This window comes from Georgenia sp. 311 (genome assembly GCF_006151955.1).
GTDB lineage: Bacteria > Actinomycetota > Actinomycetes > Actinomycetales > Actinomycetaceae > Oceanitalea > Oceanitalea wutianyii.
This window is the reverse complement of record NZ_VDFS01000043.1, coordinates 99,078-111,576: the sequence shown is the minus strand read 5'-3', so window position 1 is coordinate 111,576 and position 12,499 is coordinate 99,078. Positions and strand designations below refer to the sequence as shown.

Sequence of the window (12,499 nt, the reverse complement as noted above, 5' to 3'; positions counted from 1 at the left end):
GCGGGTCGCCAGCAGCGTGTGGGCCGCGACGGCGGCCCGCCGCTCGCTGCTGGCGACGACCCCGGCGACCTCGCCGCCGTTCACCCGGATCGCGCGGGCGTGGACCTCCCCCATGAAGCCTGTGCCGATGATCCCGGCGCGGTAGGACGTGGCGGACCCCTCAGTGCGCCCCCCGTCAACTGTGACGTTCGCAACTGTCATGGTTCGAGAACGTATTGGAGCCTTTCGTCGCGCGTCAAGCAAAAGCCGCATATCTCTTTTTGCACATGTGTGTCCCGGCTCGCGGGGGCCGCCTCGACACAGGTCGCGCCATCACCCTCCGCACCGCGCTGACCTGCTGGTACGTTGCCCAGGTGACCGACGTCGAGATCACCGTGCGGGGCGCGTGCCGGACGTCCCACCCCGCCGAGCGGGGGACCGTGAGCGCCCACATCTCGGTCGAGGGCGACGACGCCGCGCGGGTCTTCGCCGCCGTCGTCGAGCACTCACACCTTGCGCGCACGAGCGTCGTCGCCCTGCACGACCCGGAGGCCGGACCGGTGACGTCGTGGGTCGGCCAGGACGTGCGCACCTGGGCGACGCGGCCGTGGAGCCAGGACGGTGCGCAGCTGCCGCTCGTCCACCACGCGCGCACCGACCTGCGGGTGACGTTCCGCGACGTCGTCGCGCTCGGGGCGTGGCTCACCGAGATGTCGACGGTCGAGGGCTTCGGCGTCGAGCAGGTCGAGTGGACCCTCACCGAGGCGCGCGAGGAGGAGCTCACCCGCACCGCCCGGTCGCGGGCCGTCGCCGACGCGCGGTCCAAGGCGCGGGACTACGCCGCCGCCCTCGGGCTGGGCGAGGTGCGCGTCGTCGCGCTCGCCGACGCGGGCATGCTCGGGCCCCACCCGCCGGAGGAGCCGGGCCGCCTCGCGCGGGTGGCGCTCGCCGGCGGCGGACCCGACCTCGCGCTGGTGCCGCAGGACGTCGAGGTCTCCTGCGAGGTCGACGCCCGGTTCACCGCCGGGCTGCCCGCCTAGGGGGTCGGCAGACCGGTGGGCAGACCGTCGAGGCTCACCCGGTTCTTGCGCTGCTGGTAGTCGCTGACGCCGTCGGGACCGCGCTTGCGCGCCCAGGACTCCATGAGGGGGCGCTGGTCGACGTAGTCGAGGAGCGGGACGCCGAACCCGCACGAGGTCATGGCGAGGTCGACCTCGAGGTCGAAGACGTTGCGGGCACCCTCGAGCGGCGGGAAGAGGCCGAGGAGCTCGGGCCAGTCCGCGTCCCCGGCGTGGACCGCGCGGGCCGTGCCGTAGAGGCGCAGGATGAGCGGCTTGCCGGCGAAGGCGCAGAACATCAGCGTCATCCGCGGGGTGTCGAGCAGGTGGGCGGCGGTCTCGTTGCCGCTGCCCGTGCCGTTGAGCCACACGACGCGGTTCGGCCCGAGCACCCGCAGGCTGTCCAGGCCCTTGGGCGAGACGTTGACGCGGCCCTCACGGGCCGCCGTCGCGACGAAGTACATCGGTTGCGCCTCGATGAAGGTGCGCAGCTCGTCGGTGATCGCGTCGTACTGGCGGGACATGAGGCCAGTCTGACAGTCCTGGTGCGTGGGTACCGAGTCGCGCTCCGCGTCGAACCGGTCCCGCGCCGGTGGCGATCGGCGTCGACCACCTCTTCGAGCCGGACGTTCTCGTCGAGGTGGAGGCGTACGCGATCCTCCACTGACCGTCCGCGGGGCGGGGCGGCGGGGCGTGCACCGTCGCCCCGCCCGGACCTACGCCCGCGCGGCTACGGCGGGAGCCGGCGTCGGGAGTGCGGTGGCGAGGAAGTCACGGATGATCGCGGCGACCTCGTCGAGGGCGGACTCGAGGAGGAAGTGACCGCCGGGCAGCAGCTCGACGCGGGCGTCGGGCAGGTCCCGGGTGAACGCCGCGGCGCCCGCCGGGCCGAAGATCTCGTCCCCCTCGCCCCACACCGCGAGCAGGGGCACCCCGGTGGTACGGAAGTACTCGTGCAGCCGCGGGTAGAGCGTGCGGTTCGTGGCGTAGTCGCGGAACAGGCTGAGCTGGACGAGGTCGTTGCCGGGCCGGGAGACGAGGGCGTGGTCGTGCTCCCAGGTGCCGGGGTCGACGAGCGAAGGGTCGGCGACGCCGGTGAGGTACTGCCAGCGGATGGCCTCGCGGGTGAGCGCCTGGCGGACGGGCGCCTCCGTCGTCGCGTCGGGGTGGGCTGCGTAGGCCCACAGGTCGGCCCAGAAGTCGTCGACGAAGCCCTCCTCGTAGGCGTTGCCGTTCTGGGTGATCACCGCGGTGACCGCGTCCGGGTCGGCGAGCGCGAGGCGCCAGGCGATCGGCGCGCCGTAGTCCTGGACGTAGACGACGTAGCGCTCGACCCCGAGGGAGGCGAGTAGGCCGGCGGTGATGTCGGCGAGGGCGTCGAAGGTGTAGTCGAACTCCTCGACCGGAGGCGCGTCGGACAGCCCGAAGCCGAGGTGGTCGGGCGCGATGACGTGGTAGCGGTCCGCGAGGAGCGGGATCAGGCCGCGGAACATGTGCGAGCTCGTCGGGTAGCCGTGGAGCAGGACGACGGTCGGGGCGTCGACGGGCCCGGCCTCCCGGTAGAAGACGCGGTGCCCGTCGACGACGGCGTGGCGGTGGTGGACTGCGCTCATTGCTCTAACCCTTTCTCGATGTTTGATGTGGTTAGACAACCACCGCAGGTGTAACCTGTCAACAGCCGCTGAGGAGGTTAGACCTGATGGACGTCGTGACCCGCGCCGACGAGGACCTGCTCCTCGACCTGCTCAACACCACCCCCGTCGTCGCCGGGAGCCAGGTCGACGAGCTCCTCGGACCCGACGCCGGCCGGTGGGCGGCCGACCACGGGGGCACCGGCGCACCCGCCGAGGTGACCGCCCTCCGCGAGGCCCGCGACGCCATGCAGGCCGTCGTCTCCGGGGAGGCGCAGGCCTCCTCGCTCGCCCCCCTCCTCGCGCAGGTCGCCGTCCGCCCGCGCTGGCAGGACGGCGCCCTCACGTGGGAGGTCTCGAGCGGTGACGGCAGCACCCTCGCGGCGCGCGCCCTCCTCGCCTGGGCCGCGGTGACCGAGCGCTCCCCCGAGCGGCTGCGTCCGTGCGCGAACCCCGAGTGCTGCCGCTTCCTGCTCGACCGGAGCAACGCCAACGCCGCCCGGTGGTGCTCGATGGCACTGTGCGGCAACCGCGCCAAGGCGCGGCGCCACTACCGCCGCAGCCGGAGCGACACGGAGTGAGCACCGGTCCGGGGCGTCACACCTGGCCCGGGCCCGCCTTCTTCGCGCACTTGCCGAGGAAACGGTCGTACTCGCCGGCGCTCGCGGCTCGCGGATCTTGTCGGTGACGTCCTCGACGGCATCCCAGGGCACGTTCGAGCACGCGCACCCGCGCCGGAGAACGCGGAAGGCCCCACCCTGGCTCTCGCCAGTGGTGGGGCCTTCCTGCTGCGCGCCCGGAGGGACTCGAACCCCCAACCTTCTGATCCGTAGTCAGATGCTCTATCCATTGAGCTACGGGCGCATGACCCCGTGGGGCCGTAGTCGAGCATAGCCGCAGGAGGGCGGCGGGGAAAATCCCAGGAGCCCCTCGAGCACGTGAGTTCCACCACGCACGAGCGGTGAGGGGCCCGGACGTGCGGAGGCGGCCCGGCCCTCGAGGTGAGGACCGGGCCGCCGTGGGTCGTCAGCCGCAGGAGTGGGCGGCGTAGGGGACGGTCAGCGGGACCGTCACCCCGTCCGCCGACAGGGTCACGTCCACCTCACCGGCAGGCACGGAGACCTGCCTCGTGGTGAAGGCGTGGAGCGCACTGCGCCCGGCACCCAGGTCGGTGAGGACCTTGGACCCGAACGCGGTGTCGGCCTGCACCGTCACCGGGTGGTCCTCCCCGTTGGTCACCCGCAGGGTGAGGACGGAACGTCCGACGACGCACCGCGCGTCGGTCGTCACCGTGACGTCGAGCGTGGGCTCGCCGCCCGCCTCGGTGAACTGCCACGTGTCGATCTCGAGGAGGTCGCCCGCGGCGCCGGCGTAGGTGAAGAAGACGTCGTGCGTGCCGGTCGCGCCGGTGAGCTCGGCCGTCACCTCGGTCCACTCCCCGACGGTGCCGTCGACGTCGACGGTCCCGAGCACCGGGCCCGTCTCGCTGCCGGCGCGCACCTGGATCCGCACGTCCTCCTGGAGCGGGCGCACGTGCGCGGTCACCGAGGCCGCCCCGGAGTCACCGAAGGCGACGGAGGACAGCGCGGTCCAGTCCCCGTTGTCGACGTCGGTGACGACGAGGTTGGGCACGTCCGTGCCGAACTCCGCGGACGGCAGGTCCGTGCGGGCGGTCGTGATGCCCTTGGTCCAGCCCAGCGTCTCGGCCTCGAACACGCGGTACGGGTCGAAGTCCCGGACCTGCTCGACCCCGGCGTAGGTGCCGACGACCTGGACGGCGGTGCCGTCCTCGTTGAACGTCAGCTCCTGGATGTGAGGGCTGCGGTAGCCCTGCGTCTGGTTGCCGTTGATCCGCTTGTTGAGGGTCGGGGCGTGGTAGGTGAAGTAGAACTTCCCCTCGTACTCGAAGACCGACTGGTGGTTGTTGCCGCCGGTGCCCGTCCCGAAGAACTCCGACTGGTTCGGGAAGATCACCCCGGCGTAGGTGTCCTTGTCCCACACCGTCGGGTCGTCGGAGATCATGTAGCCGATCTGGCCGCCGCCGGGGTAGCCGGGCAGGGGCGTCTGGTTGCCGCCGAAGTCCGAGCCACCGAAGTGGGAGGAGTAGGTGAGGTAGTACAGGTCGTCACGCTTGAAGACGTGCGCGGCCTCGAACGCCACCGGTGCGTCGACGACGAACGCCGAGCCCTCGGTCGTGACGAGGTCGTCCGCGAGGCGGATCCCGCGCAGGTTCTTCGGGTTGTTGTACCGCTCCGCCGGCGGCATCGAGGTCGCCGCCGGGCCGCCGCCGAAGTACAGGTACGGCTCGCCGTCGTCGTCGACGAACGGGGCCGGGTCGAAGCGCCACGCCACGTCCTCGGTGCCCGGCGTCGAGGCGTTGATGAGCGTGCTCGTGCGCTCGCTGGACCAGGGGCCGAGCGGGCTCTCACCGGTGATGACGTTGCTCGAGCCGCCGCCGTTGGCGTAGTAGAGGAAGGTCTTCTCCACGCCGTCGACCGTCTGCGTGACGGCGCCCGGGGCCCACGAGTTGTTCGTGAAGGGCGCGACGCCGTTCGGGCCGGCCACCTGGATCTCGCCGTGGTCGACCCAGTTGACGAGGTCGGTCGAGGAGATCACCGTGATCTGGTTGATGTCCCCGTAGTTGATCTGCGGGGAGATGCCGGTGACCGGGTCGGGCGCGTAGCCCTGGGTGTCGTTGGTCATGTACATGTACACCCGGCCGTCGTGGACCATGCCGAAGCCGTCGGCGCCGAACTTGTGGCCGAGGAGCGGGTTGTGGTCGCCGGGCAGCTTGCCGGCGACCTCGACGGTCCGCGAGGGCGGCGGCGGGGGCGGGGCACCGACGAGGGAGACGTCGTCGACGACGAAGTCCATGAGGTGCAGGTCCGGGTCGGCGCCGGGTTCGCTCGTCCACGGGGTCTCGAGGAAGAGGCGCGCCGTCGTCACGCCCTGGCCGGCGGGGACGGTGAAGGTGCTGTTGATGTGGGCCCACTGGCCGCGGGTCGCCACGACGTCACCGACGTTGGTGTAGGTCCCGCCGCCGTAGTGCATCGTCGCGAAGAACTGCTTGGTCGCCGGGCTGGCCGGGTTGTCGTACTTGATCCGGGCCTGGACCGTGTAGGTCGAGCCGGCCTGCAGCTTGCCGCTGAGGTCCTGCATCGGGCCCGAGCCGGTGGTCTGTCGGCCGGTGGTCTGCGCCGCCGCGTCGCCGCTGAACGCGTCGTCGGTGACGGCGAGGGACGCGCCGTCGGTCGGGTTGCCGTTGTTGACGAACCATCCGCTCAGGCCGTCCTCGAACCCACCGTTGACGATGAGCTCCTCGCTCGGCGCCTCGTCGGCCTGGACCGGTGATGTCGCCACCGCCAGGCCCGCCGACAGGAGCGCGCCGATGGCGATGAGGGACATTGCTGCGCGTCTGTCGTGCCGTCGTTCTAGTGCCACGAACTGTCCTCCTCAGGTGCTACGTGCTGGTCGTGGTCCGCCGGGACGGACCTGCGTGCTCGGCTGGGGCCGCGGGCTCTCGCCTCACGGGGGCCGGTCGGGGTGGGGCGCCCTCGCCTCCTCCTCTCTCCGCCCGAGGATCAGGCGCCGCAGCTCTGCGCGACGTGGGGGACGGTGAGCTCGAGCGGTGAGCCGCCCTCGGGCGTGACCGTGACGGACACCTCGCCCGGGGGCAGGACCACCTGTCGGGTGGTGAAGGCGTGCGCGGCGCTGCGTCCGGGCGCGAGGTCGGCGAAGGTCCGCGACCCGTGGGCCGAGTCGGCCCGCACGGTCACCGGCACCTCCTCCCCGTTGTGCGCCCGGACGGCGAGGACCGCCCGGCCGACCACGCAGCGGGTGTCGGCGGTGACGGTGACGTCCAGCGGCTGCTGCGCGGTGAGCACGCCGAGACGCGCTAGCTCCAGGCTGAGCGCGCGCTCCGGCGCGTCGACCTGGTTCTGGGTGGAGAAGCCGCGCTCCCAGGCAGCCTCGGCCTTGGCCAGCTCGCGCTGCATGGCCGCCCACTCCGGCGCGGGGTGGTCGGCGGCGTCGAGGGTGTGCGCGTGGGCGATCGCCGCCTCCAGGGGTGCGGTGTCGATCCCCGCGCCCTGCGCGGTGAGCGTGTCACTGAGGAGGAAGTGGTCGAAGTCGACGTGCCCGCCGGTCTCCTCGGTCGCGTAGTTGAACAGGCCGAACCGGTGGCCCATGAAGTGCGCGAGGGTGCCGTCGAGCGTCTGCGGACCCACGCGCTGCCCGAGCGGGCTCCAGGTCTCGCCGTCGAGGCTGTAGTAGAAGGTCGTCCACAGCTGGCCGGTGGGCGAGGCGAAGTCGGCGTCGGCCTTGAGGTGCACCTCGGTGGCCTCGCCGAGGTCGACGGTGGTGCCGGGCAGGAACGCCTCGGTCGCCTCCTGGTCGACGACGACGGGGAAGGGCTGGACCCGGTTGACGACCCCGAGCGTCGTCTCCCCGCCGTCGCGGCGGACCGCGACGTAGGAGAAGCCGCGGTTGTAGACGGCCAGGCCGGCCGTGTCACCGTCGCGCATGCCCGAGAAGTCCAGGGTGGTCTCGGCCGAGGAGCGCGGCCCGAAGGTCCGCTGGGACAGGGTGTTGCGGGCCTCCTCGAGGTAGGTGAGGCCGGGCCGGTCGCCGAGCTTGGTGAAGACGTAGTCACCGGTGACGGCCTTCCCCGTGGTCAGCCGCAGCCAGCCGTCCCGGTCGGTGAGGGACCAGTAGCGGTTGTCGGGCGCATGGTTCCACTGCCACACCTCGTCCAGGCGCGAGCCGTTGAAGGCGATCTCATCCGGGTGGGGGAGCTCGGTGACGGTGGGCCGCCCGACGAGGGAGACGTCGTCGACGAGGAGGTCCATGATGTGCGCGGCGGGGTCGGCGGCGACGGTGGCGCTGTTGACCCAGGGGGTCTCGACGAACAGGCGCATCGTCGTCGGCGGCTGTCCGGCCGGGACGGTGAAGCTGCCCTCTATGCGGGCCCACTCCCCGCGCCGGGCGGTGACCGTGGCGCGGTTGGTGTAGGAGCTGCCGCCGTTGTGGGAGGTGATGAAGAACTGCTTCGTCGCCGGGCTGGCCGGGTCGTCGTACCGGATCATCGCGGAGACGTCGTAGGTGATCCCCGGCTGCACCTTGGCGGTGACGTCCTGGATCGGCCCCGAGCCGGTGTCGACGCGGCCGGTGACGCGCAGGGCCTGGTCCCCGGAGTAGGCGTCCTCGCTCGCCGCGAGCTGGGCGGTGCCGTTGACCTGCCAGCCGGTGGTGCCGTCCTCGAACCCGCCGTTGGTGAGGAGCTCGACGCCGAGGAGCGACTCGTCGACGTCGGGCGCCGCGGGGATGTCCCACTCCTCGTCCATCCACGGCCGGTGCGGGGCGTCGTTGTCGAAGTCGTCCGAGGCGACGATCGCGCGCTGGCGCTCGAGGCGGTGCTCCGCCTCGCTCAGCTCGATGGGGCGGGGGAAGGCGCCGCCCACCGGCACGACGCCCGCGTTGCCGAACACCGGCCACCCGTCGGACCAGGTCGCCGGGATGAGCGCGGGGATGCGGCCGATGGGGAAGGTGTCGCGGAAGAACATGCCGTGCCAGGTGTCCTGCCCGTCCTCCCCGGCGATCGGCACGAGGCTGCCCTGGGCGAAGCCGTTGGAGTTGAGCCCACTGCGCGCGACGTAGGGGTTGGACCCGTCGGACGTCGCGTGGCGGCCGAGCAGCTCCTCGGCGCGGAAGAGCACGACCTGGCGGCCCTGGCCCGATGGCCAGGTGATGAGCACGAGGTAGTAGTACCCGTCGATCTCGAAGACCTGGGTGCCCTCGAAGAGGCCGCCGACGAACGGCTGGCCGGGGTAGTCCGCGGGCCGCACGATGTTCGGGTACTCGGCGACGATCTGCGTGAGGTCCTCGCTCAGCCGCACGGCGTGCACCGCGCCGCTGCCGTAGAAGACGTAGGGCGTGCCGCCGTCGGACTCGTCGAAGAACAGGGAGCCGTCGTGCAGGCCGCGGCCGAGGGCGATCTTGTCCCAGCTGCCGTTCTCGACGTCGTCGGTGCTGTAGATGTAGGCGCCGCCGAGGTTGTTCGTGTTGAAGAAGACGTAGAACCGGCCCTCGTGGTACCTCAGCGAGGAGGCCCACTGGCCCTGCCCGTAGGAGTTCTCCCCGTTGCGCAGCGAGAAGGAGTCGTTGATGCTGCCGCGGTCGAAGACGTAGTTGACGATCTCCCAGTTGACGAGGTCGTAGGACCGCATGATCGGGGCGCCCGGGCTCAGGTGCATCGTCGTGCTGATCATGTAGTAGACGTCGCGGCCCTCACCGCTCTCGGCGGCGGGCACGCGGGCCACGCTGATGTCCGGGACGTCGGCGTTGAACAGCGGGACGGTGTACGTGCCGTCGCCCTGGTCGGTCGAGGTGAACGACGGCGCGGGGTCCCACGCCGGCGTCTCCCCCTGCGCCGAGGCGCTCGGGGCGAGGAGGGAGGCGGCGAGCCCGAGGGTGGCCACGAGGGCGCCCGCAGCACGTGCCGTCCGGGAGCGTGGGCGGGCTCCGCCCGCGGGGTGGCGCTTGCGCATGACGAGCTCCTTCGCTGGTCGGCCGCCCGCGTCGTCGCGGCGCTGTGTTAGCGCGCACATCAGGCGTCGAACTCACCGTAGAGGAGCACCCGGCCCCGGTCAACAGGAAGCCGGGCCCTGGCCGCCGCTCAGGAGGCGAGGACCGCGCCGTGCTCGGTCTGCTCGAGGAAGCGGCGGATCGTGTCGCGGCTGCGCGTGAGGCAGGCGATCCGATCCTCGAGGTCGGCGAGCTCGGCGGCGAGCTGCTCGGCCACGCCGCGGCTGCACGTGGCAGCGCGCTCGGGGGCCTCGATCCCCTCGAGGTCGAGGATCGCGCGGACGAGTCGCGTGGGGACGCCGGAGCGGACGAGCCCCGCGACCCGCTGCACCCGCTCGACGTCGTCCTGGGAGTAGGTCCGGTAGCCGTTGCTCGCGCGGCCGGCGGCGATGAGGCCCTGCTGCTCGTAGTAGCGCAGCAGCCGCGGCGCGACGCCGGTGCGCTCGGCGAGCTCCCCGATCTTCATCTCCGGGATCCCCCTTGACATTGACATCAATGTCAAACTCTACCGTCGTCGCATGGATGAGAACAGGCTCCCGTGGCCGGCTCTGACGACGATGGCACTCACCGTCCTCGTCGTCGTGAGCGGCGAGATGATGCCGACGGCGGTGCTCCCCGCGCTCGCCGCCGACCTCGACGTCACGCTGGCGAGCGCCGGGCTGCTCGTCTCGGCGTGGGCCGCGACCGTCGTGGTCGCGACCTTCCCCCTCGCGCGGCTCACCGCGCGCCTCGACCGGCCCGCCGTCATCGCGGTGGCACTCGTCGTCTTCGGGCTCGCGACGCTCGGGACGGCGGCGGCGAGCACCTACGGCGTCGCGATGGCCACCCGGCTCGTCGCCGCCGCGGCCACCGGGCTGCTGTGGTCGACCGTCAACGCCCACGCAGCCTCGATCGTCCCCGAGCAGCGCATCGCGCGGGCGACGGCGGTCGTCCTCGCCGGCGGTACGGCGGGGGCCGTCGTGGCCGTCCCGGCGGGCAACGCGCTCGCGGGCGCCGCCGGCTGGCGCACCCCGTTCCTCGCCGTCGGGCTGCTCGGGCTGGTCGCGGCCGTCGCCGTCGCCGTCGTGCTCCGGCGGGCACCGGTCCTCGCCTCCGGGGGCGCGGGCGGGGACGCTCCGGTCCCCTCCCGCTCGGTCCGTCCGCTGCTCGCGCTGGCGGGACTCGGCGGGCTCATGCTCGTCGCGCACTTCATGGTCTTCACCTTCGTCGCCGAGCTGCTCACCCCGAGCGCCGTGCCGACGCCCGCGCTGCTGCTCGTCTTCGGGCTGGTCGGCGTGCTCGGGGTGGGCGCCGTCGGCGCGACGAGCGACCGCTTCCCACGCGCCGTGCCCGTCACCGCCGCGCTCGTCATGACGCTCGGGCTCCTCGGGGTCACGGCGGTCGGCGGGACCGCCTGGCTGGACCTCACGCTCGTCCTCGTCTGGGGCCTGGCCACGGGCGCGATCGGCCCGGCGGTGCAGGCCGCGCTCATGCGCGCCGCCGGCGTCGCCCACCGGACGACGGCGGGCACGCTCATGCCGGTCGCGATGAACCTCGGTATCGCCCTGGGCGCCGCGGCGGGCAGCGGCGCCGTCGAGCGCTGGACGGTCGACGCGCTGCCCCTGCTCGCGCTCGTCCCGGCGCTCCTCGCGGTGGCCGGGTTCGCGGGGCTGGGACTGCGCCCGCGCGGGGCGGCCCGCGCGACGGTCGGTGCGGCCGTGACGGGCGGGGCGGCGCGCGGCCGCTGAGAGACGCGGAAGGGGCCCGTCGTGGACGGGCCCCTTCGCAGCGAGCGGAGACGGTGGGATTTGAACCCACGGACCGGTTGCCCGGTCACGGCCTTAGCAGGGCCGCGCACTAGACCTGACTATGCGACGTCTCCAAGGTCCTGCGCGCTCAGGTTACCGGGTCGGGCCTGCCGAACCAAAGCGCTGTGGGAGAGGCCACGTCCTCACCGCTCGAAGGCCCAGTTCCGGTCGGTGAGCATGCGGGAGACGGCCAGCCCGACGCCGATGCCCATGATGACGAAGGACGCCTCGACGCCGTTGGCCAGGGCGGCGGAGACCTCGCCCTCGTTGAGGTGGACGAGCGAGCGGTAGACCATGACGCCGGGCACCATGATGACCACCGCGGGCACCGAGAGCGTGACCCGCGAGGGCCGGCCGCGGGAGGCCGCGAGCGCCGCGAGGAGTCCGACGACGCAGGCCGCGACGAGCGAGGCGGCCTGGGGCGCGACGCCGGACTCGACGAGGTAGATCCGGGCGGGGTTGGCGATCCCGCCGATGAGGGCCGCGACCGCGACCGCCTTCGGGGAGGAGTTGAAGAGCATCGCGAACCCGGCGGCGGCGACAGCGCTGGCCACCACCCGCATGACGAGCAGCAGCGGGCCGTCGAGGACGGCGGAGGCGGGCCCGTCGAGCTCGAGCCCCGCGAGCCACGACACCGCCCACACGCTCATCCCGGCCGACAGGAGCGTCACCGTGACGTAGGCGAGGCGGGTGAGGCCGGCCGAGAGGTCCATCCGCACGAAGTCGAGGACGGCGGTGACGAGCGGGAAGCCGGGGACGAGGTAGAGGACGGCGGAGACGAGCCCGGCCTCGTGGGACGTGTCGGCGAAGTCGAGGCTCTCGAGCCCGAGGACGACGCCCACGTAGAGGGTGCTGGAGACCGCGGCCGCGAGCGCGGTGACGGCGAACTTGTTGAGCCGGGCGTGCTGGAGCCGGCGGCGCACCGTCTGGCCCAGGCCGGCGGCGAGGAGCACGGCCGAGCAGACGATCGGCCCGCCGTTGTTGAGGAAGGCGAACGCGGCGCACGCGAGGGCGACGGCGAGCACGCTCGCCACCGGCCCGTAGTGCCGCGGCGCCCGCTCCACGTCGTCGAGCGCGCTCTCCAGTGCGGCGACGTCCGTGCGCGGGCCGAGCCGCTCGACGACGCCGGCGATCGCGTCGATCCGGTCGGCGTTGACGCCGACGTCGCGCTGCTCGATGACCTCGGTGCGCACGTGGTCGCCGTCGCGCGCCGTCGTCGTGATCTCGGTGAGCGTCACCTGGGCGCGGTGCTCGTGCAGGTCCAGCGCCTCGGCTGCCCGCCGCATCGAGTCCTTGACCCGGTAGGACCCGGCTCCCGCTCCCAGCAGGAGCGAGCCGAGGCGGAGCACCGCCGCCGACCTCCGGACGAGCGACTGGGTCACACGGTCGTCCTCCACGAGGACCATCATGCCCTGCCCGGAGGCCACCACCCCGGGCCGTCCGGGCCAGTGCCTCCCGTGGG

Annotated in this window: 9 protein-coding genes, 2 tRNA genes and 1 pseudogene; 3 read left to right on the top strand and 9 right to left on the bottom strand. The window is 72.7% G+C overall.

The genetic code is table 11. The features are described from left to right. Positions 1 to 201: pseudogene (locus FHE66_RS15530) on the bottom strand (Gfo/Idh/MocA family oxidoreductase); the annotation flags it as partial. Between the two features lie 152 nt (positions 202 to 353). Here FHE66_RS15530 and FHE66_RS09130 point away from each other — a divergent pair. Further along, on the top strand, positions 354 to 1,019 hold the full coding sequence (locus tag FHE66_RS09130; RefSeq protein ID WP_139072643.1) for an SIMPL domain-containing protein: 666 nt from the start codon (positions 354 to 356) through the stop codon (positions 1,017 to 1,019). Here the strand turns inward: FHE66_RS09130 and FHE66_RS09125 are convergent. Then, positions 1,016 to 1,561 (bottom strand): pyridoxamine 5'-phosphate oxidase family protein, encoded by a 546-nt coding sequence (locus FHE66_RS09125; RefSeq protein ID WP_139072642.1) that lies wholly within the window; start codon positions 1,559 to 1,561, stop codon positions 1,016 to 1,018. The two genes, FHE66_RS09130 and FHE66_RS09125, sit on opposite strands and share 4 nt — an antisense overlap. A gap of 192 nt (positions 1,562 to 1,753) precedes the next feature. Continuing rightward, complete coding sequence (locus tag FHE66_RS09115; protein WP_139072641.1) at positions 1,754 to 2,650, bottom strand: alpha/beta fold hydrolase; 897 nt, start codon at positions 2,648 to 2,650, stop codon at positions 1,754 to 1,756. Between the two features lie 86 nt (positions 2,651 to 2,736). Here FHE66_RS09115 and FHE66_RS09110 point away from each other — a divergent pair, with 86 nt between their 5' ends. After that, positions 2,737 to 3,249: a CGNR zinc finger domain-containing protein gene (locus FHE66_RS09110; RefSeq protein ID WP_139072640.1), complete on the top strand. Its 513-nt coding sequence runs from the start codon at positions 2,737 to 2,739 to the stop codon at positions 3,247 to 3,249. Between the two features lie 210 nt (positions 3,250 to 3,459). Here FHE66_RS09110 and FHE66_RS09105 read toward each other — a convergent pair. The 4 genes from FHE66_RS09105 to FHE66_RS09090 all read right to left on the bottom strand — a co-directional run bounded on the left by FHE66_RS09105 (position 3,460) and on the right by FHE66_RS09090 (position 9,737). Continuing rightward, positions 3,460 to 3,532: transfer RNA gene (locus FHE66_RS09105), tRNA-Arg, on the bottom strand. Between the two features lie 162 nt (positions 3,533 to 3,694). After that, a complete protein-coding gene (locus FHE66_RS09100; protein ID WP_139072639.1) occupies positions 3,695 to 6,073 on the bottom strand; it encodes a family 43 glycosylhydrolase in 2,379 nt (792 codons plus the stop codon). A gap of 176 nt (positions 6,074 to 6,249) precedes the next feature. Next, positions 6,250 to 9,213: a family 43 glycosylhydrolase gene (locus tag FHE66_RS09095; RefSeq protein ID WP_139072638.1), complete on the bottom strand. Its 2,964-nt coding sequence runs from the start codon at positions 9,211 to 9,213 to the stop codon at positions 6,250 to 6,252. Positions 9,214 to 9,341: 128 nt separating this feature from the next. Then, on the bottom strand, positions 9,342 to 9,737 hold the full coding sequence (locus FHE66_RS09090; protein WP_255303663.1) for a MerR family transcriptional regulator: 396 nt from the start codon (positions 9,735 to 9,737) through the stop codon (positions 9,342 to 9,344). Between the two features lie 31 nt (positions 9,738 to 9,768). Here FHE66_RS09090 and FHE66_RS09085 point away from each other — a divergent pair, with 31 nt between their 5' ends. After that, on the top strand, positions 9,769 to 10,977 hold the full coding sequence (locus FHE66_RS09085) for an MFS transporter (RefSeq protein WP_139072637.1): 1,209 nt from the start codon (positions 9,769 to 9,771) through the stop codon (positions 10,975 to 10,977). 45 nt (positions 10,978 to 11,022) lie between these two features. On the opposite strand, the gene FHE66_RS09080 is transcribed toward FHE66_RS09085, so the two are convergent. Together FHE66_RS09080 and FHE66_RS09075 are read right to left on the bottom strand one after the other, a co-directional pair. Beyond that, positions 11,023 to 11,111 (bottom strand) — tRNA-Ser (locus FHE66_RS09080). A gap of 69 nt (positions 11,112 to 11,180) precedes the next feature. Beyond that, positions 11,181 to 12,434, bottom strand: coding sequence for a threonine/serine exporter ThrE family protein (locus FHE66_RS09075; protein WP_255303662.1), 1,254 nt, complete (start codon positions 12,432 to 12,434; stop codon positions 11,181 to 11,183). Between the last annotated feature and the right edge of the window lie 65 nt (positions 12,435 to 12,499).